Origin of the sequence: Amycolatopsis sp. w19 (assembly GCF_051373225.1) — a bacterium.
Taxonomy (GTDB): domain Bacteria; phylum Actinomycetota; class Actinomycetes; order Mycobacteriales; family Pseudonocardiaceae; genus Amycolatopsis; species Amycolatopsis japonica.
This window is the reverse complement of the sequence record NZ_JBPQFM010000018.1, coordinates 1-22893: the sequence shown is the minus strand read 5'-3', so window position 1 is coordinate 22893 and position 22893 is coordinate 1. Positions and strand designations below refer to the sequence as shown.

At 69.4% G+C, this 22893-nt stretch carries 18 protein-coding genes; 6 read left to right on the top strand and 12 right to left on the bottom strand.

Features of this window, described 5'->3' with window-relative positions:
- Positions 1 to 13: 13 nt before the first annotated feature.
- Positions 14 to 697, top strand: coding sequence for a tRNA (guanosine(46)-N7)-methyltransferase TrmB (trmB, locus tag ACSMFO_RS29190; RefSeq protein ID WP_436461338.1), 684 nt, complete (start codon positions 14 to 16; stop codon positions 695 to 697).
- Between the two features lie 222 nt (positions 698 to 919).
- Here trmB and ACSMFO_RS29185 read toward each other — a convergent pair whose 3' ends face one another.
- Together ACSMFO_RS29185 and ACSMFO_RS29180 are read right to left on the bottom strand one after the other, a co-directional pair.
- Positions 920 to 3169: an FtsX-like permease family protein gene (locus tag ACSMFO_RS29185; RefSeq protein ID WP_436461251.1), complete on the bottom strand. Its 2250-nt coding sequence runs from the start codon at positions 3167 to 3169 to the stop codon at positions 920 to 922.
- Positions 3169 to 3834: an ABC transporter ATP-binding protein gene (locus tag ACSMFO_RS29180; RefSeq protein WP_038521860.1), complete on the bottom strand. Its 666-nt coding sequence runs from the start codon at positions 3832 to 3834 to the stop codon at positions 3169 to 3171. The genes ACSMFO_RS29185 and ACSMFO_RS29180 overlap by 1 nt, the downstream gene beginning before the upstream one ends.
- 299 nt (positions 3835 to 4133) lie before the next feature.
- Between ACSMFO_RS29180 and ACSMFO_RS29175 the strand changes: the two genes are divergently transcribed.
- From ACSMFO_RS29175 to ACSMFO_RS29165, 3 genes are read left to right on the top strand one after another with little or no spacing between them, the layout of a single operon-like run.
- Positions 4134 to 5909 (top strand): sensor histidine kinase, encoded by a 1776-nt coding sequence (locus ACSMFO_RS29175; protein WP_436461250.1) that lies wholly within the window; start codon positions 4134 to 4136, stop codon positions 5907 to 5909.
- The gene (locus ACSMFO_RS29170; RefSeq protein WP_038521866.1) at positions 5906 to 6556 is read left to right on the top strand and encodes a response regulator; all 651 of its coding nucleotides are present in this window, start codon (positions 5906 to 5908) and stop codon (positions 6554 to 6556) included. Before ACSMFO_RS29175 ends, ACSMFO_RS29170 begins: the two co-directional genes overlap by 4 nt.
- A 15-nt stretch (positions 6557 to 6571) precedes the next feature.
- The gene (locus ACSMFO_RS29165) at positions 6572 to 7879 is read left to right on the top strand and encodes an amidohydrolase family protein (RefSeq protein WP_436461249.1); all 1308 of its coding nucleotides are present in this window, start codon (positions 6572 to 6574) and stop codon (positions 7877 to 7879) included.
- A 306-nt stretch (positions 7880 to 8185) separates the two neighbouring features.
- Here ACSMFO_RS29165 and ACSMFO_RS29160 read toward each other — a convergent pair whose 3' ends face one another.
- The 8 genes from ACSMFO_RS29160 to ACSMFO_RS29125 all read right to left on the bottom strand — a co-directional run bounded on the left by ACSMFO_RS29160 (position 8186) and on the right by ACSMFO_RS29125 (position 19274).
- Entirely contained in the window at positions 8186 to 8872 is a 687-nt protein-coding gene (locus ACSMFO_RS29160) for an SDR family oxidoreductase (RefSeq protein WP_436461248.1), read from the bottom strand.
- Positions 8873 to 9031: 159 nt separating this feature from the next.
- On the bottom strand, positions 9032 to 10759 hold the full coding sequence (locus ACSMFO_RS29155) for a hypothetical protein (protein WP_436461247.1): 1728 nt from the start codon (positions 10757 to 10759) through the stop codon (positions 9032 to 9034).
- A gap of 53 nt (positions 10760 to 10812) precedes the next feature.
- Positions 10813 to 11430 (bottom strand): class I SAM-dependent DNA methyltransferase, encoded by a 618-nt coding sequence (locus ACSMFO_RS29150; RefSeq protein ID WP_436461246.1) that lies wholly within the window; start codon positions 11428 to 11430, stop codon positions 10813 to 10815.
- Positions 11431 to 11462: 32 nt separating this feature from the next.
- On the bottom strand, positions 11463 to 13073 hold the full coding sequence (locus ACSMFO_RS29145) for a DUF7850 domain-containing protein (RefSeq protein ID WP_436461245.1): 1611 nt from the start codon (positions 13071 to 13073) through the stop codon (positions 11463 to 11465).
- Between the two features lie 112 nt (positions 13074 to 13185).
- The gene (locus ACSMFO_RS29140) at positions 13186 to 15288 is read right to left on the bottom strand and encodes a PhoX family protein (protein WP_436461244.1); all 2103 of its coding nucleotides are present in this window, start codon (positions 15286 to 15288) and stop codon (positions 13186 to 13188) included.
- Positions 15289 to 15467: 179 nt separating this feature from the next.
- The gene (locus ACSMFO_RS29135) at positions 15468 to 17510 is read right to left on the bottom strand and encodes a PhoX family protein (protein ID WP_436461243.1); all 2043 of its coding nucleotides are present in this window, start codon (positions 17508 to 17510) and stop codon (positions 15468 to 15470) included.
- Positions 17511 to 17608: 98 nt separating this feature from the next.
- The gene (locus tag ACSMFO_RS29130) at positions 17609 to 18826 is read right to left on the bottom strand and encodes an MFS transporter (protein WP_038521885.1); all 1218 of its coding nucleotides are present in this window, start codon (positions 18824 to 18826) and stop codon (positions 17609 to 17611) included.
- Positions 18816 to 19274, bottom strand: a complete 459-nt coding sequence (locus ACSMFO_RS29125; RefSeq protein ID WP_436461242.1) for a MarR family winged helix-turn-helix transcriptional regulator — start codon at positions 19272 to 19274, stop codon at positions 18816 to 18818. The genes ACSMFO_RS29130 and ACSMFO_RS29125 overlap by 11 nt, the downstream gene beginning before the upstream one ends.
- Before the next feature lie 77 nt (positions 19275 to 19351).
- On the opposite strand from ACSMFO_RS29125, the gene ACSMFO_RS29120 reads away from it, so the two are divergent.
- A complete protein-coding gene (locus ACSMFO_RS29120) occupies positions 19352 to 19987 on the top strand; it encodes an HAD family hydrolase (RefSeq protein WP_436461241.1) in 636 nt (211 codons plus the stop codon).
- A 167-nt stretch (positions 19988 to 20154) separates the two neighbouring features.
- Here ACSMFO_RS29120 and ACSMFO_RS29115 read toward each other — a convergent pair whose 3' ends face one another.
- Positions 20155 to 21237, bottom strand: coding sequence for an inositol-3-phosphate synthase (locus tag ACSMFO_RS29115; protein WP_034314293.1), 1083 nt, complete (start codon positions 21235 to 21237; stop codon positions 20155 to 20157).
- Between the two features lie 64 nt (positions 21238 to 21301).
- Positions 21302 to 21847, bottom strand: coding sequence for a PadR family transcriptional regulator (locus ACSMFO_RS29110; protein WP_005168208.1), 546 nt, complete (start codon positions 21845 to 21847; stop codon positions 21302 to 21304).
- Between the two features lie 247 nt (positions 21848 to 22094).
- On the opposite strand from ACSMFO_RS29110, the gene ACSMFO_RS29105 reads away from it, so the two are divergent.
- The gene (locus tag ACSMFO_RS29105) at positions 22095 to 22508 is read left to right on the top strand and encodes a DUF5318 domain-containing protein (protein WP_436461240.1); all 414 of its coding nucleotides are present in this window, start codon (positions 22095 to 22097) and stop codon (positions 22506 to 22508) included.
- Positions 22509 to 22893: the final 385 nt, after the last annotated feature.

Below are 22893 nucleotides of genomic sequence, written 5' to 3'. Positions count from 1 at the left end.
GGACCAGCCACGGATGCGCAGCGTGGTCAGCTATGTCAAACGCGGCGGCCGGATGACCGTCGGGCAGCAGCGAGCCTGGAACGAACTCTGGCCGTCGCTCGGCCGCACCGTCGGCGAACTGCCCGAAGGACCGGTGGACTTCGACGACTGGTTCGGCAGGCAGGCCCCGGTGATGGTGGAGATCGGTTCGGGCATGGGCGAGACCACGTCCCAGCTCGCCGCCGCCGCGCCGGAGCTGAACTACGTCGCGGTCGAGGTGTACGACCCGGGGCTCGGCCAGCTGATGCTGCGCGCCGAGAAGCTCGGAGTGGAGAACCTGCGGCTGATGCACGGTGACGCCGTCGTGCTGCTGACCTCGCACGTGGAGCCGGGCTCGCTGTCCGGCGTCCGGCTGTTCTTCCCTGACCCGTGGCCGAAGAAGCGGCACCACAAGCGGCGGATCGTGCAGCCCGAGTTCGTCGCGCTGGTGGCCTCGCGGCTCGCGCCGGGCGGGACCTTCCACATGGCGACCGACTGGGAGAACTACGCCGAGCAGATGATGGAGGTCTGCTCGGCCGAGCCGCTCCTGCGCAACCGCCACGCCGGCGAGCCCGGCGGCTGGGCGCCGCGTCCGGAATGGCGACCGATCACGAAGTTCGAGAACCGCGCCGACGTCGAGGGCCGGATCTCGCACGACCTGATCTTCGAGCGGGTTTAGAGCGCACAGAAAGGGCCGGTCAGGACGTCCCCACGTCCCCTGACCGGCCCTTTCTTCACACCCCCGTGCCTTGGAACGCCCCCTGCGCGTCCCCGGTGCCCGTTCGTCCCTCCCCCGACAGAGAGACGACCGGGCACCCGGCCTCGTGGATGTGATCACCCGACTCCACCCACGAGACCTGCCCGCCCAGGCGCCATGACGCCATTCGGGCGAATCTTTTTTCTATTCGTCGGCCAAGGGCTCCGACTGCACCCGCTTGAGCGCCGGGGTCGAGACGGATGCCCCGAGCAACGCCACCCCGATTCCCAGCACCACGGGCGCCAGCAGCCACGGGCTCAGCACGACCGACTCCTTCTCGACCAGGCTGTAGAGCCCCATACCGACTCCGATCCCCACCACACCCGCGCCGATGGTGGCCACCATCGCGGGCAGGGCCGCTTCCATCCGCAACGCCCTCGCCAGCACCCGGACCGGTGTCCCGGCCGCGATGAGCGCCCCGAAGGTGCGGCGGCGGTCCATCACCGAACCCGCGGTCGCCACGGCCGCGCTGCAGCCGGCGAGCACCCCGGCGGCGATCAGGCCGATGACGGTGACCCGGCGCAGGTCGCCGAGCTCCTGCTGCTGGCCGATCAGGTGCAGGCCGCGGCTGCCGACCTCCTGGCCGGGGGCCGCGCCGACCAGCGCGGTCCGCACGACCTCGGCGTTGTCCGGGGTCGTCGGCACGATCACGTCGAAGCGTTCCGGCGTGACACCCGCGGGCACCAGGGCCGGGTCGATGACGATCGTGCTGGACGTGTCCTCGTCACCCTGCGGGAAGAGGTGCACGGGGGCCTTCGGATCCAGCTGCGGACCGGCCTTGTCGTACTCCGACAGCACGCGGTACTCCGCCGGGTTGATGGCGTACCTGCTGTAGATCGCCGGACCCGGCCGGCAGGAGCCGCCGATGTTCACCCGCAGGAGTTTCGAGGCGTCCTCACAGGTCATCACGAACGCGCGGCTCAGATTCTGCGAGCGGGTGCCCGGTTCGCCGGTGGACAGGTAGACCTGCCCGACCGAGACGGCCTTCTCGGTGATCCCGTAGCGGGCGAGGGACGCGTTGGTCCGGTCGGCGACCTGCCGCGCCTGGGTGGCGTCGGATTGGGCGTAGAGGACGTTGTCCTTGAAGGTCCGGCCGCCGCCCGCCATCGACTCGAACGAGGGCAGCAGGGTGAGCGCCATCGAGCCGGTGAAGACGGCGAGCACGACACCCGCGGTGGCGCGGTAGGCGCTCTTCGGGTCGTCGCGGAGCCTGCGTCCGGCCAGCAGCGACGCCGGTTTGCGCCAGATCCGGACGAACGTGCCGCCGACCGCCGAGGTGACCCACGGTCCGATGATCGCGGCCGAGCCGACCAGCAGGAACAGTCCGAGCATCACCATCGGCAGGCTGGCGTTGTCCTGGGTGATCGCGAAGAGGAAGAAGGCACCGGCCACGGGGACCGCCAGCAGCCGCCACCAGTGCAGCGGCTTGCGAGCGTGCGCCGAGGCCGCGAAGAGCGGCGTCTTCAGCACGCGGCGGATGCCGAGGACCCCGGCGAGGACGACCAGCAGCGGGATCGCGATGGCGACCGCGATGGTCGAGCCGACCGACAGGCTGAAGTCCGACGCGAGCCAGGTCCCGCCCGCCCAGGGGACGAACGTGGAGAGCCCCTGCAGCGCGGGCGCCACGAGGATGCCGAGCAACGCGCCAACGGTCGCGGACAACGCCGTTTCGGCGGCGACGATCTTCGTCACCTGGCCGGGAGTCGCCCCGGCGAGCCGGAGCGCGGCCATCCGCAGCTCACGCCGGGCGGCGGTGAGCCTCGCCGAAGACGCGACGAGCACCAGGCTCGGCACGAGCAGGACGATGACGCCGACCCAGGCGAGCAGTTCGAGCATCGGGTCGGGTTTCGCCTGCTTGTCGGGGAAGCCGTCCGCGGCGAGCGCCGTCTGCGGCATCGTCTCCGGGGTGTGGCCGACGACGGCGACCAGCTGCTCCGGATACATCAGCGATTCGGGGCCGAGGGCGTCGACGAGTTTGCCGAACCGGTCCCCGAGCTGCGCCTGCGGCGCGGACTGGATCAGTTTCCCGAGTTCGGGGGAAACGATCGACTCGCCGGGACCGGGCAACCTCGGGATGCCCGGCGGCAGGCTGAGCATCGGCGCGGTGCCGGTCAGGGCGATGTCGACGCGGATGATCTCGCGATCGCCCGAGTAGTCCTTGTTCGATGCCATGAGCAGCGGCGCCGGGCGCTGGCTCTCCCCGGATTGGGAGTAGTAGCTGCCGATGTCCTGCCAGATCGCCCGCTGGGAACGGGCCTGCGTGGCACCGGGAAGAGAGGCGAGCAGGAGCACCAGACTGGTCGCGACGGCGACCCCGACCGCGGTGAGGATGGCCGACGTGCGGGTCCGGCGGTCGACCCGGAGCACCCGCATGGCCAGCTGGAAGCTGTTCATTACGCGGCCAACCTCGTCGCGATCAGACCGTCCCGGATGGAGACGGTGCGCGGCATGGCTTCGGCGAGCTCGCGGTCGTGGGTCACCACGATCACCGCGGCGCCGCTGTCGGCGGCCGCGGCGAGCAGCGCGTCCATGGTGGCGCGGCCTGTGCGGGTGTCGAGCGCGCCGGTCGGCTCGTCGGCGAAGATCACCTTCGGCCGGTGCGTCAGCGCGCGGGCGATCGCGACGCGCTGCGCCTCACCGCCGGAAAGCTCGCCGGGGCGGCGCTTCTCCTTGCCCGCGAGGCCGAGCTTCGCCAGCCATTCGCGGCCGGCTTCGATGGATTCCTTGCGCCCCTTGCCACCCAGCAGCGACGGCAGCGCGACGTTCTCCTCGGCGCTCAGTTCGGCGACGAGCATCCCGGACTGGAACACGAAGCCGAACTCGGTGCGCCGAAGTTCGCTGCGCTTGCGCTCGTTGAGCTGGTCGACGCGCTGGCCCGCCAGGAAGATCTGCCCGGAGTCGGCGCGGAGGATTCCGGCGAGCACGTGCAGCAGGGAGGTCTTGCCCGAGCCGGAGGGCCCGACGATGGCGACCGCGTCACCCGCCTGGATGTCGATGTCGATCCCGGCCAGCGCGTGCTGTGTGCCGTACCGCTTCACCAGCCCGCGGCCCGAAAGCACTGCGCCGTCATCGCGCCTGCCGTGATCGTGCTGCCAGGGCGCTGCTTCGGAATTCACGTTACCTCCCACTCAAAGGCGCCCTGCCATCACGATCACGGGACCTGACGGTCAACAGGGGCGCGACTTCAAAAGATCAAAAGACCTCGGTCACTTCAGCCTCGATCAGCTTTGCGAAACCGCCGTCTGTCCACTTCGGGCAGACGGCCAGTGCTGATCACCCGCGCATCGGCCGATCGGCCGACCCGGCTCGGGCCGGTCGGCCAAGGTGCGGACGGCGGCCGATCCTCTACCGTCACGGTGTGACAGCAGGTCCGGCCCAGAACAAGTTCACCGCGCGGGTGAGTGCGCTCGCGCGACGTATCGGCATGCCCGCCGTCGTCCTGCTGGCCGCGCTCGCGTTCGACCTGGTCTTCGTGACCGACGCGGCTTTCGACGACACGGGCCCCCGTGGCATCGATCTCCTGCTGTTCCCCGGCATTTTCGCGATGGTGTTCTGCGCGCTCTGGGCGCAGAAGAGGGCCGCCGTCGCCGCCGTCGCGGCCTCGGTCGTGCTGGTGGCCTACACGCTGGTCGTCCGGTACTTCAACATCCCGACCTACTCGAGCGTGCTCGCGCATCTGTCCATCACCGAGGTGGTGGCGGGGGTCGAGATCCTGTTCTACGCCGCGCGCCGGACGCGACCGGGTGTCGCCTTCGCCGTGATCTCCGGTCTGGTGCTGGCCACGTTGACCGCGGTGTCCGGGCGGTACTTCTACGGCAGCGATTCGAACGGCACCATGGCGCAGGCGATGCTGTTCGGCGGCATCCTGCTGGGCGGCACGCTGATCTTCGCGATCCCCGGCCGCGACCGCACGGCGCATCCGAAACGCTACGAGAAGCTGCAGAAGCTCAACAAGCTGGTGATGGGGCAATGGCCGCTCATCGGCCTGCTGGGTGTCGCGCTGATCCTGGAGTTCGGCTTCACCTACGAGAGCGGGGCGCACGGCTTCCCGATCCTGGTCTGCTCGATCGTCGCGGCGATCATCGCGGTCGCGGCGCCGCGCCGGCCCGCCGACGCGATGGTCGCGCTCACCGCGGTCATGCTGCTTTCCGCTTTGGTGACGCCGTTCCTGCGGCTCCGCTACGACTACGCCACGCCCGGTGGGGTGCCGGGGACGCAGATCGTCGCGGGGATGGGGCTGGTCGTCACCCTGGTCCGGGCGGTCGGGCTGAGCAAGGCCCTGTCCCGGATCGCCGGGCTGTCCACGGTGGTCGCCGTGGCCTCGATCCTCAACACCAAACGGCCGGGCCCCAGGCTGATGACCGACCCGGACGAGATCGCCGGCCTCGCCGTCGCGGCGGTGCTGCTGCTCGGCATCTCGGTGGCGGTCGGCCTGGCGTTGCGTTCGCGGGATTCGGAGCGGACGCAGGTCATCCAGTCGGCGATCAGCGACGCGCAGACGTCGGAACGGATGGCGCTGGCGCGGGAACTGCACGACGTCGTCGCCCACCACGTCACCGGGATCGTCGTGCAGGCGCAGGCGGCGAAGATGATGGGCGAGAAGAATCCGCAGGTCGCGGTCGAGGCGATGGGCCGGATCGAGGACGCCGGGGTGGAGGCGCTGGCGGCGATGCGGCGGCTCGTGCGGAGCATGCGCGGCGACGCCCCGGCCGGGAGCAGCGAGTTCAGCGAACAGGCCACCACCGATCTCGCCGCCGACCTGCGGACGCTGATCGAACGGTCGAACCACGGCGTGAAGACGTCGATGAAGCTCGAACTGCCGTCGAACGTGCCGCACGAGGTCGGGCGGTCGGCGTTGCGGCTGGTGCAGGAGTCGCTGACGAACGTCGGCAAGCACGCGTCGGGGGCGAAGGAAGCGCTGGTCATCGCCGAGGTGTCCGGGAACGAACTGCACCTCCAGGTGACCGATGACGGACGCGAACCCCAGCGGCGTCCGGCGGGCGGGTCGGGCGGCTACGGTCTGATCGGCATGCGCGAACGGGTCGCCCTGCTGCACGGCCGGCTCTCCGCCGGGCGGGCGCCGGGCGGCGGTTGGCGCGTCGAAGCGTGGCTACCACTTGAAGGAGAAGAGTGATCCGGGTATTGATCGCCGACGACCAGGACATGGTGCGGATCGGCTTCCGGATGATCCTGGACGCGCAGGACGACATCGAGGTGGTCGCCGACGTGGCGGACGGCGTCTCGGCGGTCGCGAAGGCGCGGGAACTGCGGCCGGATGTCTGCCTGCTGGACATCCGCATGCCCGGGATCGACGGGCTCGAGGTCACCAAGCAGCTGGCGGGCCCGGACGTCACCGATCCGCTGAAGGTCGTGGTGGTGACGACGTTCGACCTCGACGAATACGTGCATACCGCGCTGCGGAACGGTGCGAGCGGTTTTCTGTTGAAGGACGCCGGGCCGGCGCTGCTGATCGAAGCCGTGCGCGCGGCCGCGCGCGGGGACGCGCTGGTGTCGCCGCAGATCACCGTCCGGCTGCTGAAGCATTTCGACGGCGGGACGGTGAAACGCGACGTCAGCCCGCCTTCGGAGCCGCTGACCGCGCGGGAGCTGGACGTCGTGAAGGCGGCCGCGAAGGGGCTGACGAATACCGAGATCGGGGCCGAGCTGTTCCTGTCGCTGTCGACGGTGAAGACGCATCTGGCGTCGGTGCAGGGAAAGGTCGGTGCGCGGAACCGGGTGGAGATCGCGGCGTGGGCGTGGCGGAGCGGAGTTGTGGACTGACCGTAAGCTCGGTTCATGCAACGCCGTTTCCACGCTCCCGTCGTTCTCCCCGCCGACCCCGCCTGCTCGTTGCTGCGTGACGCCGTGGTCGACGTGGACGAGGCGGGGCGTATCACCCATGTCGGTCCCGCTTCCGAGGCGCCCGAAACGTCCGCTCCCGTGACCCGGTTGAGCGGCATCCTCCTGCCCGGCCTGGTCAACGCGCACGCACACAGCCCGATGACGCTGCTGCGCGGGATGGGCGGCGACCTGCCGCTGCTGCCGTGGCTGACCGAGATCATCTGGCCGACCGAAGCGAAGCTGAAGCCGGCCGACATCCGCACCGGGATGCTGCTGGGCTCGGTCGAGATGCTGCGGCACGGTGTCACGACGAGTGCGGAGATGTACTTCGAAGGCGAGCAGCTCGCCGACGCGGTGCTCACCACCGGTGGCCGCGTCGTGCTGGCTCCGCCGATCATGGAACTGCCGGGGATGGATTGGCGCGCGATGCTGAAGAGCATCGAACGCTGGATCGACACCGACGGCCTGCGGTTCGGGCCGGGCGACCGGATCGAGGTCGGCTACGGGCCGCACTCGGCGTACATGCTGAACGAGGAGGCGCTCCGGGCGACCGCGGAATCGGCGGCCGAGCGGGGCGCGCTGGTGCAGATCCACGTGGCCGAGGCGGCGCTCGAAGACGTCAAGCAGCGTGAAGCGCACGGCTCGGTGCCCGCGCTGCTGGAGAAGGTCGGGATGCTGCGGGGCCGGACGCTGGCCGCGCACGCCATCCACCTGTCCGACGAAGACATCGCGCTGTTCGCCGCGCGCGGAGTCGGCATGGCGCACTGCCCGGGCTCGAACGCGAAGCTCGCTTCGGGCATCGCGCGCGTGACGGAGCTTCGCAAGGCGGGCGTCGCCGTCGGGCTCGGCACGGACGGCCCGGCGTCGAACGACGACATCGACCTGTGGGAGGAACTGCAGCTCTCGGCTATGTTCGCGCGGCTCGCGACCGGCGACTCGACCGTGCTGACCGCGGCCGACGCGTTCCTGCTCGGCACCCGCGGCGGCGCGGACGCGCTGGGCCGGACCGACATCGGCGCGCTGGAAACCGGCCGGTGGGCTGACATGGTGCACGTCGACCTCGACGACCCGGCCTTCGCGGCCGGCATCGACGTGCCGGACGTGCAGCTGCTCTCGAACCTGGTGTGGGCCGCCGGCTCACGCCGCGTGCGCGACGTCTGGGTCGCCGGTGAACAGGTCGTCGGCGACGGCGAATCCCTGCGAGTGGACCGCGCCCAGGTACAAGCCGAAGTCGCCGACACCGCCGCACGCCTTCGCTCTTAACTCACCTACCCAGCCCCCCACCCGTCCCAGGGGGCGGCCCCGAAGCCAGTCTATCGGGGGTGGGGGCTGGGACCTGGGAAAAAGTGCTGTTCAGGGGCTGGTTGTCCACAACGGGGCGGTGCTGTGGATAACTGGGCTGGGGCTCGTGCGCCCAATGTGGCATTGGGGACGTTGAGTGGCCCCGATGCCACATTGGGGGCAAGGCGCGGCTGGCGGCTGGGTGAGTTCGGATGTTCCCAATGTCGCATTTGGGACGCTGAGCGTCTCAAATGCGACATTGGGAACACGCGAGCGAGCGAAGCCGCGTCAGACCAGGCCCCGCGGCCGGAGGGTCACCTCGGTCGGGTGCGCGTCACCGGTCGCGGAGACCGCGGCGAGCACGGCGGCTGCGACGGATTCGGGGCGCAGGAAGCGTTCCGGCTCGTACTCGCGGCCCTCGTCGGCGATGATCGCCTGCTGCATTTCGGTGTCCGTGCGGCCGGGGTAGATCGACGTCACCCGAAGCGCGGACTCCTCCTCCCGCAGCGAGTCGGCGAAGGCACGGACGGCGAATTTGCTCGCGGCGTACGGGCCCCAGCCTGGGCGGGCGTTCTGTCCGGCGCCCGAGTTGATCACGACGACGTGTCCCTTCGATGCACGCAGCGCGGGCAGTAGACGCCTGGTCAGCGTGACGACAGCGAGCACGTTGACCTCGAAGTTCGCCCGCCAGTCGGCGTCGGTCGCGGTCTCGACCGTGCCGAGCCGCGCCACTCCGGCCGAGTGCACCAGTACGTCCAGTTCGCCGAACTCGGCCGTCGCCGTTTCCAGTGCCTCGTCGTCGGTCAGGTCGATCGGCCACGGCCGCGCGTCGGGCAGCGTCTCCGCGAGTTCGCCGAGCGCATCGGCGTCGCGACCGCCGAGCAGCAACCGGTGGGTCGGAGCGAGCGCGCGGGCGGTCGCGGCACCGATGCCGCGGGTGGCGCCGGTGACGAGAGCCAGGGGGAGATCAGCCATAGCCGCCACGCTAGTACGGCGGTCTCACGTGATCGAAAGCGGAACTCGCGTGATTTGAAAGCGATCTCGCGTGATTAGAAGGGGAACTCGCGTGATTGGAGGGCGATCTCGCGTGATTGGAAAGCGGAACTCGCGTGATTGGAGGGCGATCTCGCGTGATCAGGGGGCGCACATGACGGGAGGGGTCGCGACCCGCGGGAACCGCACGGAGCCGCGCGTGAAGGAACCGGCGAAGTTGTCCGCGAAGCGGGCGGCGGTGAGGGAGTCCCGCACCGAGGCGTCGATCGCGCGAAGGGCCGGGCAGTCGAGTGCGGCTCGGGCGGCGGCGACGTCCTCGGCGCGGGCCGGGCCGCCTTCGGCGATCGGGAGGCGGGCGGAGTTCGCCAGTTCCCAGACCGGCGGCAGCCACTTCTGGTGACCGGGGCGGCCGTTGGGGAGCGACGTCGAATGCGCGGCGAACGGGTTGGCGAGGCCGTAGCCGTCGCGCAGCCGCACATCGAGCGGGATCAGGAGGCCGAGGGCGCCCATGCTGTCCGCCGCGACGGTGGCGTACGGCCGGTCCGTCGGGTACGCGTACCAGCGCCTGGTCGCGTAGTCCTGGACCAGCACCGCAGGGCCGACCACGCCGTGAATGGCCTCCAGCGCCGACGGCATCAACGGGTGGTCGGCGTAGTCGCCGGCCAGGACCGGGTGTTCGTGCCCGATCGACCGCGACCAGAACGACCGCTCGTCCGTGACGCCGACGGCGCGCGGAGAAGCCGAGGACGCCGGGCGGAGCGACGCGGCGGCCACGAACGCCCAGATCCCGACGACGACCAGGAATGCCACGGTCAGCCTCGTCACCGGCAAGGCCAGCACGGGCAACAGCAGGCAGAACAGCGCCGGGAGCAGCATGCGCCCGTGCATGAAATCCCCGCCGACGCGGATCACGTACCCCGCGAGCAGCACCGCGCCGACGAGCGGGACCGCGGTGAGCACCACGAACGTCTTGTCCACAGTGGACGAAACCGTGGCGGCCGCGACCGCGAGCACCAGCAGCGGGAGCCACAGCCAGTACGGCTGGACGAGATCCACCAGATAGGCCCAGCCACGGCCCCAGTTCGCCTCCGACGCTTCCTTGACCAGGGCGGTGTTCGGCGTCAGCAGACCGTAGTAGCCCATACGGAACACCTGATACGCCAACGGGAGCGCGCCCGCCACGGCCACCAGGCCCAGCGCACGGCGACGTCCCGGCCGCATCAGCACGAGCAACGCCACCAAGGCGACGACGCTGAACAGCGCGAGATCCGGCCGCACCAACGGCCCGAGACCGGCGACCAGCGCGACCGGCCAGATGCGCAGATCGTCCACTGTGGACGCACGGCGGACGAGCAGCCACCAGGTACCACCCAGCCACAGAGTGATCAGGCCGGTCTCCAGCCCGGACGTCGCGAAGTCGCGGAATGGCGGCAGCGCGCAGACCACCAGCGCCCCGGCGGGTGCGAGGCCGTGGAACGCCAGCGGCTGGTAGAGCCGCCGGGCGCCGTCCAGGCCGAAGAACAACCCGGCGACGGAGAAGACCAGACCGGTGACCACGGAGATCCACTCCAGCGGCACCCCCGGAATCAGCCCGAGAACGCTCAGCACTGCCGTCCACAAAGGACTGGTGTTCGTCTCGACGCGTTCGCCGATGTTGAACACCGGCCCGTTGCCCGCGAGGATCTGGCGGACCGTGCGCAGCACGATCAGCCCGTCGTCGCTCATCCAGCGACGGCGCCAGGCCAGGTCGGCGTAGACCATCAGCACCAGGCCGAACCCGAACCACGTCCAGGTCGACGGCCGGCGGAACCAGGCGCGCGAAGGCCAGTCGGGCGTGTTCTCACCCGTGGTCGTGTTCGTCTGCGTCATGACCCCGCCCGGCTCGGTTGCGTGCGCAGGAGATCAGGTCCGCGGCCCGCGCGTCAAACCGCCCGGGCGGACAGACAGGCCTGTGGCCATTTCCTCCCTTCCATGCTCAGCCGCGCGGCGACCTCGAAACCGGCCAGACCCAGCAGGTCGGCGATCCGGCCGGGATCCAGCAGGTACGCGTCGTAGCTGACGGGGTGGCCGTACGCCGTTTCCGGGCTCAGCCGCTCGTCACCGACGTGGAATCCGACCAGCAGGCGGCCTCCGGGCGCGAGCGTGCGGCGGAACTCCGCGAACGCCTCGGGAAGCACCTCCGGCGGCAGGTGGAAGATCGACCACCAGGCGACGAGACCGTCCAACGAGCCGTCGCGGAACTCCAGGGCCGTCATCGATCCGACGGAAAACCGCTGGTCAGGGAACTGACGACGAGCCACTTCGATCATTTTCGGCGACAAGTCGACACCCGTGACGTCGAGGCCGAGCGACGACAGGTGGGCGGTGACATGCCCGGGACCGCAGCCGACGTCGGCGACCGGGCCGCGTACCTGTTCGGCGAACGCGGCCAGCATCGCGCGGCTGATCGGCTCCTGGTCGAAGCGCGGGCCGATCAGCGCGGCGTAATCCTCGGCGACGGTGTCGTAGGACTCGCGGGTGGCGTCGAGATGAGTGGTCACGGTGGGCGACGCTAGCGGTACCCACCGACAATTCACGGTTCGAGCAGCCCGGCGTCCCTGGTCAGATCCTCCGGCGCCGCCACCGAGGCCACCGGCGTGCACCCGGTCGCGGGATCCGCCGCCGAATCCGTGCCGTTGTGGTGCGCGGCGCCGGATCGGGTCAGCTGACGCGAGCCGACGTCGAAGCACACCTGGTACGAGCCCGGAGCCAGCCGCTCGAAGGCGTACCGCCCGTCCGGCCCGGTGACGGCCGAGCCGACCTCCTTGCCCGACGCGTCCTTCAAAGTCACCTTCACGTCCGGGACGCCGAGTTCGTCGCGGCTCTGGAGGCCGTCCTTGTCCTTGTCCAGCCACACGAAGTCGCCCAGCCTGCTCGTCGGCGCGTTCAGCCCCGCCGCGAGCGTCAGGTCGACGCGTTTACGCGGGCCGACGGTGGTGGTCGCGGTGCAGCCGGTCGCCGGGTCGGCGTCCGAATCCTTCGTGTCGTCGCCCGCGTCCTTGGCCGTATACGTGAACGGAAGCCCGGCGATGTCGAAGCAGACCTGGTAGATGCCGTCCTTCAGCTTGGTGAAGCGGTACTTGCCGCCGGCGTCCGTGGTGATCGTCCCGAGCGCCTTGCCCGACGCGTCCTTCAACGTCACCTTCACGCCCTGGACGCCCGGCTCCCCGGCGTCCTGCAGGCCGTTCCGGTCGACGTCGTCCCAGACGAACTCGCCGATCTCGTCGATCGCGGGCGGCGGGGTGACCTTGATGGTGGTGGTCGCGGTCTTCTTCGGCAGGGTGCCGCTGGAGACGGTCACGGTGCTGACGTGGCCGTTGTCCGCTTCGGTGACGTTCTTGTGGTCGCAGGTGACGGTCGCCGACTTGCCGCTTTCGAGGCTCGCGATCGGCGCGGGTTTCACGTCGCAGTACGGGTCGTCGACCTTGACGTCGGTCAGCGTCGTGGTGCCGTCGTTGGTGACCGTGAACCGGTAGTTCGCGGTGGTACCCGCCTCGATGGTGGCCGTGGCGCCCCAGGCGCCGCTCGCCGGATCCCGCACCTCCGCCTTCGCCGAGAACGAGGCGACCTGCAGGTGGACGCAGTCCCACATCACCCAGTTGCGGTCGGTGGCGGCGAAGAACTTCACGGAGCCGGCCGACGGCGGGGCGGTGGACGGCGGGAAGTCCTGCCGCGCCAGCACGCCGTCGGTTTCGACGGCGTGCGTGACCTTGAGCTTGTTCTCCAGGACGACCTTGCCGGAACCGTCGTAGAACCGCAGTCCTGTTTCCTGGACGGCGTCCGTGCGCTGGACGTTCGTGCCGGTCCAGTCGGTCAACGTGTAGACGCCGCCGGGCACGAATTTCAGCGCCGCGTAGGCGGTGCTGACCATCTTGTCCGGGGTCGCGATCAGGGCGTACCTGCCGCCGTCGGGCTGGTAGCCACTGGCCGTCGACAGCCGGGGTTGTTTGCTCCTTGGCGTGCCCGGCGGCACCGGGGCGGCCGGACTGAACGTGTACCCGGCGGGCGGGCTGCCCTGCTCGACGCTCGGGTTCGGCGCGGCGCCGCCGGTGCAGCCGGACGGGACGGTCGTCGCCTGCGCGTACGAAGGGACGAAGCCGGAGACGAGCGCGCCTGCCGCGATGAACACCAGTGCCCTTTTCACAGGGCTGAAGCTAATGAGCGCGACCGGCTTCCGTCATCACCGAACGGTGTCGTCCGGCGCCCCGATCAGGGAGAACAAGTCTCGCCGAGAGTGATCGGGGCGCCGGAAGCCACTACTTGACGCCGATGCGGCCGACCTGGCCCCAGCGGCCCTTCTTCCACACCGACACGATCGCCGGCCGCGGCTGCGAAGTGCCGCCGTCCGGCCAGTGCGACGTCGGGTTCGCGGAGCTGTCCGCGTCCTCACCCGGGTGCTGCACGGCGACGAGCACCAGGTGGTCGGTCACCACCGGGCCGCAGCATTCCGCGCCGACCGGGACCGACAGGAACTGCTTGACGTGCCCACGTTCCGGACCGTCGACCGGCACCGAGAACAGACCGTCGTGGGAGCCGAGCGCGTTGCCGTCGGTGGAGATCCACAGGTTGCCGTGCCGGTCGAACGCGACGTTGTCCGGGCAGGAGATCGGGCTGACCTGCTCCTTCGGGAAACCGCCGAAGTAGGTGTCCGCCGTCTTCGGGTCGCCACAGACCAGCAGGAGCCGCCAGGAGAACTTCGTCGACGCGGCGTCGCCCCGGTCCTCTTCCCATTCCAGGACATGGCCGTTGCGGTTGTTCGGCCGCGGGTTCGCCTCGTCGACGTTCGCCTTGCCGGCGGGGCCACGCTGGCTGTTGTTGGTCAGCGCGGCGTAGATCCGGCCGTTGACCGGGTTCGGCTCGATGTCCTCGGGCCGGTCCATCTTGGTCGGCTGGACCTTGTCCGCAGCCTGCCGGGTGAACACGTAGACCTCTTCGGCGGTGAAACCGTCCACAAAGGACTTGTCACCGGCGGCCAGCGGGATCCATTCGCCGACGCCGTCGAATTCGCCGTCCGACGGCAGTTTGCCGGTGCCGTCGATCTCGGCGGCCGGGCTGTCGCCGGTGAAGCGGGCGACGTACAGGGTGCCTTCGTCGAGCAGCGCCGAGTTGTGGCGGCGCGCGTGCGCGCTCTTGCCCGGCTTGTACTTGCCCTTGGAGACGAACTTGTAGATGTACTCGAAGCGCTCGTCGTCACCGGAGTAGACGGCGACGCGGCCGTCCTTGGTGATCTTGACGTTCGCGGCCTCGTGCTTGAACCGGCCGAGCGCGGTGTGCTTGATGGGCGTCGAGTTCGGGTCGTTCGGGTCGATCTCGACGACCCAGCCGAAGCGGTTGGCCTCGTTGGGCTCCTGCGCGAGGTCCCAGCGCTTGTCGAACCGCTCCCACTTACGGGTGCTGGCGGCGCCGGAGAAGCCGTACCGCTTCAGGCGCGCGGCCGCGACCGGGTCGGTGACGCTCGCCGCGTTGGCGAAGTACTGGTTGACGTTCTCCTCACCGGAAAGCACGGTGCCCCAAGGGGTCACGCCGCCGGCGCAGTTGTTCTGCGTGCCGAAGACCTTGCGGCCGGTCGGGTCCGCGGAGGTCTTGAGGAACTTCGAGCCCGCCGCCGGGCCGCGCACCTCGAAGGCGGTGTTCAGCGTGATGCGGCGGTTGAACGGGCTCGGCACGGTGCGCAGCGCGCCACCGATCGGGTCGCGGAAGGCCTGGACGACCGAAAGGCCGTGCGCGGCCCACGCGATCTTGACCTGCTCCTCGGTCGGGTTCGCCGGGTCGTACTGGTCGGCCGGGAACATGTGGACCTCGGTGGTGTACTCGTGGTTCACCACCAGCAGGTTGCGGATGCCCAGCGGATCCTGCGGGATCAGGCCGACGAAGTCGTTGTTGTAGCCGAACTGCTTCGCCTGCGCGGCCGCGGTCTGCTTGCGGAAGTCGAACTTCGGGGCGCCGAATTCGACCGCGTCGCCCCAGCGGATGACGACGCGCTGGTCGTAGCCCTCGGGGATGGTGATGGCGTCGAGCGTGTTCGGCGGCACCGCTTCGAAGTCGGTGCCGGGCACCGGACGCCCGGGGCGGCCCGGCTTGCCGTGGCCGGCGGCGGAGACGTCAGCCGGGGTCTCGGCGGCGGCCGTACCGGACAGCGCTGCGAAACCACCGGCGGTCGCGGCCAGCACGGCGCTCGCCTTCAGCGCGCCACGACGGGAAAGCATGTTCTTGACGACGTCGCCGAAGTACTCGTTGTCCGACGTGTTCGGCTCGGGGTGGGCGCACGCGTTGCCGCAGCGGTACTCGCAGGTGACCGCGGAGCGGCCACCGGGGTGGGAGGTGATCAACGGCAGGAGCCGCTGAGGCTCGAAGGACACAGGGCCTCCATGGTCGCGGTGGGTACACGTAGTCCAGTCGGGGGAACGCCGTGACGTTAAGCGACCAAAACGATCCGGCCCTGGCCAGAAGATGAACAGCGCGCGAACGAGCGATGGCGCGCTGCCGGACCCGGCAGCGCGCCATCGACCAAAAGTACTGCTAGATCGTTGCTTTTCGACTAGGAGCCGATGTCTGACAGCCCGTGCCTGCCCGGTTTCCAGACCGCCACCACCGAGGGACGGGGCTGGTTTTCGCCGCCGTCCGGCCAATGGGAGGCCGGTTTGTCGGCGTTCGCGCCGTCGACTTCACCCGGATGCTGGACACAGACCGTGACGATCTTCCGCTCGACGATCGGGCCGCAGGTCTCCGCGCCGCGGGGCACGGTGACGAACAGTTTCAGCTCGCCGCGGTTGCGGCCCTCCAGCGGCACCGAGTAGAGGCCGTCGTTGATGCCGAGGGCGCCCGCCGAGTCGGTGGAGATCCAGAGGTTGCCGTGCCGGTCGAAGGCCACGTTGTCCGGGCTGGAGATCGGCGAGACCTGGTCCTTGGGGAAGCCGGCGAAATAGGTGTCCGGCGAGGCCGGATCGCCACACACCAGGAAGAGCCGCCAGCTGAACGTCAGCGCGAGCGCGTCCCCGCGCCGTTCTTCGAGCTCCAGCACCTGGCCGTGCTTGTTGTTCAGCCGCGGGTTGGGCTCGGTGGCGCCCTCCTTGCCGGGGTTGCCGCGCTCGACGTTGTTGCTGAGCGCGCAATAGATCCGGCCGCTGTACGGATGGGCCTGGATGTCCTCGGGACGGTCCATCTTCGTGGCGCCCACCCGGTCGGCCGCCTCGCGGGTGAAGACGTACACCTCTTCGGCGGTCATTCCGTCCACAAAGGACTTGTTCCCGGACGCCAGCGGGATCCATTCGCCGCCACCGTCGAATTCGCCGTCGCTGGGCAGTTTCCCGGTGCCGTCGATCTCGGAGACCGGGCTGTCGCCGGTGAACCGGCCGACGTAGAGCGTGCCGTCGTCGAGCAGGGTCATGTTGTGGCGCCGGGCATGCGCGCTGTCGCCCGGCTTCATGCGCCCCTTGGAGATGAACTTGTAGATGTACTCGAAACGCTCGTCGTCGCCGGAGTACGCGACCACGCGGCCGTCCTTGGCGACGCGGATGTTCGCCGTCTCGTGCTTGAACCGCCCGAGATGCGTGTGCTTGACCGGGGTGCTGTCGGGATCGTTCGGATCCAGCTCGATCACCCAGCCGAAGCGGTGGGCCTCGTTCGGCTCCCTGGCGATGTCCCAGCGCGCGTCGAACCGCTCCCACTTGCGGGTGGTGGCGGTGCCCTTGATGCCGTACCGCGCGTAGCGCTTGCGCTTCACGGGATCGGTCACCGTTTCGGCGTTCCCGAAGTACTGGTTGATGTTCTCCTCGCCGGACAGGATCGTGCCCCACGGCGTGACGCCGCCCGCGCAGTTGTTCATCGTGCCCAGCACCACCGTGCCGGTGGGATCGGCGGCGGTCTTGAGCAGATCGCCGCCCGCGGCGGGGCCCGTCACCTTGAACGGCGTGTGCAGCGTGATCCGCCGGTTGTAGCGGGACATCTTCGGCCGCAGGTGCCCGGTGTCGCGTCCGCGCGACACCTGGACGACGGTCAGCCCGTGGGCCGCCCACGCGATCTTGACCTGCTCCTCGGTCGGGTTGTCCTTGTCGTAACCGCGGAACATGAACTCTTCCGAGGTGTACTCGTGGTTCGTGACCAGGAGCGAACTTAGGCCCCAGTGGTCGAGCGGCAACAGCGCGGCGAAGTCGCAGTTGTAGCCGAACTGCTTCGCCTGCGCCTCGGCGGTCTGGTGGTCGAAGTCGAACTCCGGCGCGCCGGGCAGCACCGCGTCACCCCAGCGGATCACGATGCCCTGCTCGTAGCCCTCGGGCACCACGACGGCGTCGAGCGTGTTCGGCTGGACCCGCTTGTAGTCGGTGCCGGGTGGCGGTTTCGGACGCCCCTCGGGAGCAGCGAACGCCGGCGTCGCGAGCGCGACGGGCGTCCCGGCGGCCAGCGCGACGACGGCCGTCGCCTTCAGCGCGCCACGGCGGCTCACCGCGCCGAGCACGTCGGCGAAGGTGGGGTTGTCCGACGTGTTCGGCGCGTCGTGGAAGCACGCGTCGCCACAGCGATAGGTACAAGTCACTGACGCCCGGCTTGGTGAGTGGCCGGCCAGTAACGGAAGGAACTTCACGCGGACCTCCGTATCTGCAGTTCGGGAGGTCGACGCTAGGGCACCGGACCAACGAGAGGAAACCCCTCGTTGGTCCGGTGTTCACCTTTTGTTCCGATTTACATCTCTTCGCCGACGAGGACCGCTTCGGCCGGGATCGTGTGCGGGTCGGCGGTCTTCTCGCGGATCGTCAACAGGGCTCCTGCGAGCACGCACAGGACCGCGGCGATCACGAACGGCGCCTGCTTCGCACCGAACCACTCGGCCAGGTGACCGACGACGGTCGCGGCGACCGCGCCGCCGAGCCAGCGGCAGAAGTTGTACCCGGCGCTCGCGACCGGACGAGGGGCGCCGCTGATCGACATGGCCGTGCCGGTGAAGAGCGTGTTGAGCAGGCCGGACACCAGACCGGACAGGATGATGCCGACGACCAGCACCGGCTTGCTCGGGATCGCCATGATCAGCAGCAACACGGCGTACCCGAAGACGGCGACCACGGTCGCGTGCCGTTCGCCGAGCTTCGCGGCGAGTTTCGGCGCCAGCACCACCCCCGCGACGGCGACCGAAAGGCCCCAGCCGCAGAAGATCAGGCCGACGGCGACGGCGCTCCACTCCAGCACGAACGGCGACCAGGCCAGCACCACGAAGAACGCGGCCGTGTAGAGCGCGGAACCGATCGAGGTGCGCAGCAGCCCGCCGTGCTTGAGCGCACGGAAGGGGTCGAGCAGGCGGATCTTCGGCCGCTTCTCCTTCGCGTCACCGGTCAGGAAGATCGAGCAGAGCACGAGACCGCACAGCATCAGCAGCGATGTGCCGAGGAACGGACCACGCCAGGAGATGCTGCCGAGCAGGGCACCCAGCAGCGGGCCGACCGCGAGGCCGACCCCGAGCGCGGCTTCGTACAGCAGGATCGCGCCCGCCTGGCCGCCGGTCGCGGCGCCGACGATCACCGAAAGCGCGGTCGCGATGAAGAAGGCGTTGCCGAGCCCCCAGATCGCGCGCAGCCCGATGAGCTGCTCGATCGATCCGGACGCGGCGCACAGCGCGGTGGCGACGACGACCAGCGTCAGCCCGACGACCACGGTCCGCTTGGCCCCGAACCGGGCACTCATCGCGCCGGTCACCAGCATGGCGACCGCCTGGACGCCGAGATAGCTGGAGAACAGCAGCGTCACTTCGGACGGCGTCGCCTTCAGGCCTTCCGCGATCGACAGCAGGATCGGGTCGACCAGCCCGATGCCCATGAACGCGATGACCGCGGCGAACGCGGTGATCCATACCTGTTTGGGCTGTCCTTTGACGGCGTCCAACAGGCTCGAGTGGGGCTCAGCGCTCATCGCGGATCAGTTCCTCCTTCTTGTCTTCGTGCAGCAACCTGGTGAGAGCGGGGAGCGCGGCTTCGATCGCGATGCGGTCGGTCTCGTCGAGTTCGAGGAGCCGCTCGCGGAGGAACTCCTCCCTCGCGACGATCAACTGTCGGTGAAAGCGCTGCCCGACCTCGGTGACCTCGACGAGCACGGCCCTGCCGTCGGCGGGATCGCGACGGCGGCTGACCAGGCCCAGCCGTTCGAGACGGCGGACGACGTCGGTCATCGTCGGCATCCGGACCCGCTCCAGGTCGGCGAGCGTGCTCATCCGGCGCGGCCCGCCGTTGAGCAGCTCCGACAGCACCGAACCCTGCGTGAGGGTGAGCTGCACCTGCGGTGTCTCCCGGCGGACGAGGTAGTACAGCCGGAACACCAGCGGGCGGAGCCGGTGGGCGAGATCGGCGACTTTCGTGGTCACTTAGCCATGCTAACTAAAATTACTGAGCATGGCTAAGTAATCTGCCGCACAGGTTTCCAGCGCCTAGGGTTGAGAGTGTGGAAGCGGTGATCTTCGATCTCGACGGTGTCCTGGTGGATTCGGAAAAGATGTGGGACGAGGTCCGCCGGGCGGTCGTCCACGAGTTCCACGGCACCTGGCGGGAGGAATCGACCAGGGCCATGCAGGGGATGAGCACCCCGGAATGGGCCGCCTACCTGGCGCACGACCTCGGCGTCCAGCTCCGGCCCTCGGACGTCGCGCAGCTGGTGATCGACCGGATGGCGCGGCGGTACGCGGAGAAGCCGCCGATCATCCCGGGCGCGCCGGGCGTCGTCCGCGAAGTCGCGAAGCACTGGCCGGTGGCGATCGCGAGCTCTTCGCCGCCGCTGCTGATCAAGGCGTTCCTGGACATCACGCGGCTGCCGGTGCCGACGGCGGTGTCCTCGGAGCAGGTCGGCGCTGGAAAACCGGCGCCAGACGTGTACTTGCGGGCGGCCGAACTGCTGGGCGTGGAGCCGAAGAACTGCGCGGCCGTGGAGGACACGACGAACGGGCTGCGCGCGGCGCTGGCGGCGGGGATGACGGTGTACGCGGTGCCGAATCCGCATTTCCCGCCGGATCCGGCGGTGCTGGAGCAGACGACGGTGGTCCCGGTGATCACGGACCTGCCGTCGGCGCTTCAGGAAGACTGAAGCCCGGCCCCGGATGTCGGTGCCGGCGCGCGGGTGGACGACACGCGTGACATCGCCGGTTCTGAGCCGAGGGACGGACGGCTCCCGTCGGAGAGTCGGAATGCTGAAGGCTCCCTTCACCGCATCGCATGCGGTGAAGGGAGCCTTCAGCCCACGTCAGAGAACGGTCACGCCTCGCCGGCGATGAACTTCTCCACCTCGTCGCGGGCGGTCGCGTCGTCGTACTGCTCCGGCGGCGACTTCATGAAGTACGAGGAAGCCGAGAGGATCGGGCCGCCGATGCCGCGGTCCTTCGCGATCTTCGCGGCGCGCACGGCGTCGATGATGATGCCCGCCGAGTTCGGCGAGTCCCACACCTCGAGCTTGTACTCCAGGTTCAGCGGCACGTCGCCGAAGGCGCGGCCTTCGAGGCGGACGTAGGCCCACTTGCGGTCGTCGAGCCACTGCACGTAGTCGGACGGCCCGATGTGGACGTTGCCCTTGCCGAGCTCGCGGTCGACCTGCGAGGTGACCGACTGGGTCTTCGAGATCTTCTTCGACTCGAGCCGCTCCAGCTCCTTCATGTTCAGGAAGTCCATGTTCCCGCCCACGTTGAGCTGCATCGTCCGGTCGAGCTGGACGCCGCGGTCTTCGAACAGCTTCGCCAGCACGCGGTGCGTGATGGTGGCGCCGACCTGGGACTTGATGTCGTCACCGACGATCGGGACGCCGGCCGCGCGGAACTTCTCCGCCCACTCCGGGTCGGAGGCGATGAACACCGGCAGCGCGTTGACGAACGCCACACCGGCGTCGATGCACGCCTGCGCGTAGAACTTGTCGGCCTCTTCGGAACCCACCGGCAGGTAGGAGACGAGCACGTCGACCTCGGCCTCGCGCAGCGCGGCGACGACGTCGACCGGAGTCTCGTCGGACTCCTCGATGGTCTCGCGGTAGAAGCGGCCGAGACCGTCGTAGGTGTGACCGCGCTGCACGGTGACGCCCAGCGGCGGCACGTCGGCGATCTTGATGGTGTTGTTCTCGCTGGCGAAGATCGCCTCGGACAGGTCACGGCTGACCTTCTTGGCGTCCACGTCGAACGCGGCGACGAACTCGATGTCGCGGACGTGGTACTCGCCGAACACGACGTGCATCAACCCGGGCACGCGGGTGCCGGCATCCGCGTCGCGGTAGTACTGAACGCCCTGGACCAGTGAGGCCGCACAGTTGCCGACGCCCACGATGGCCACCCGAACGCGGCGGTTCTCGCCCATGCCGGTTTCTCCTTCATTAGTCCAACAGTTGTAGGTAATGCGCAGCGAGGACCGTCGGAGCGCCTCAGGTCTCCGGTCCGCGCTGCTCGGCCTGTTCGTGCGCGATCAGCTCGTTGAGCCAGCGCACCTCCCGTTCACTGGACTCCAGCCCGAGCCGGTGCAGCTCACGGGTGTAGCGGTCGATCTTCTCCTCGGCCCGCGCCATTGCCGTCCGAAGTCCTTCTCGGCGTTCCTCGACCCGACGACGACGGCCTTCCAGGATTCGCATCCTGACGTCGGCCGGTGTCCTCGAAAAGAACGCCAGGTGGACGCCGAAGCCTTCGTCGTCCCACGTCTGCGGCCCGGCGTCGCCGAGCAGTTCGGCGAACCGTTCCTTGCCCTCGGCGGTGAGCTTGTACACCCGCTTGCCCCGGCGCGCCCACGCCCGGTCTTCCACCTCTTCGAGCTCCTCGACGAGGTAACCGGCGCGAAGCAACCGGCGCAAGGTCGGGTACAGCGAGCCGTACGAGAACGTCCGGAACATCCCGAGCGTCTCATGCAAACGTTTGCGCAGCACGTAACCGTGCATGGGGGTCTCGTGCAGCAGCCCCAAGATCGCGAGCTCGAGCACACCGCACCCCCTTCCGGGAACAAACCGCGACCGGTCGCGTTGGCCACCGTGACCGGCTCGGTCAACCTACCGGCCCACTATATCGCGCCGATACATCGAAGTGGCGTAGCTAACCCGATCGAGCACCGGCGGATCCGGACGAAATTCACCGGAGAGTTATCGAATCGTCGGCGTGTCCGACCGTGCGCGGACCGTCCCCCCGAGAACGGGGCGTGGACCACACAGGAAGAGCCCGTACTCTGTTGGCGTGCGAAACCAGCGGCAGGTCGTGGACTACGCCTTACAGCGGCGCGCGCTGCTCAAGGGCGTCCACTCCGGACGGGTCGGCACATACGACGTCTGCGACGCGGGCCCGTACCTCCTGCGGGCCGCGAAATTCCACGGCCGACCAGGCGAGCAGGACTGCCCGGTCTGCCGCCGGGAGCAACTGACCCTGGTGTCCTGGGTGTACGGCGACGAGCTCAAGCACGCCGCCGGATCGGCCAAGACGCCGGAGGAACTGACGCGGATGGACGGGCTCTTCGCGGAGTTCACCGTCTACGAGGTCGAGGTCTGCCAGAGCTGTCACTGGAACCACTTGGTGCGGTCCTACGTCCTCGGAACAGGAGAACCGGGAACCACCCGGCCACGGACCCGGTCGCAGAGGACAGCGGGTCAGTGACAGGTATCGAAAACGCAGTTGACCACAGAGCGGCGTCCCCCGAAGCGCCGGTCTGGGAGGCCCATTCGTGAACGACGACCGCAATCGCTCCTGGCCTGGCCAGGAGCCTGATGCACCTCGCCGTGCCCAGTGGCCTGGCGAAGCCGACGAACCAGGCTGGCCGAGCGAAGAACCGCCGCGCCGCCCCCAGCGCCGGACACCCCCGAGCGGCACCCCCCGCTCGGCCCCGCCACGGTCCGCGAACGAGCCGCAATGGCCGGGCGGCGACTCCGGCGGCCCGGAGTGGCCCTCCGACAACGAGCCGCGCCGTCCCGCGGCCCCGCGTCGTGCCAACGGCATGCCCCCGCGCAGGCAGGGACCCCCGCCGCCGGGAGCGCGAGGCCCC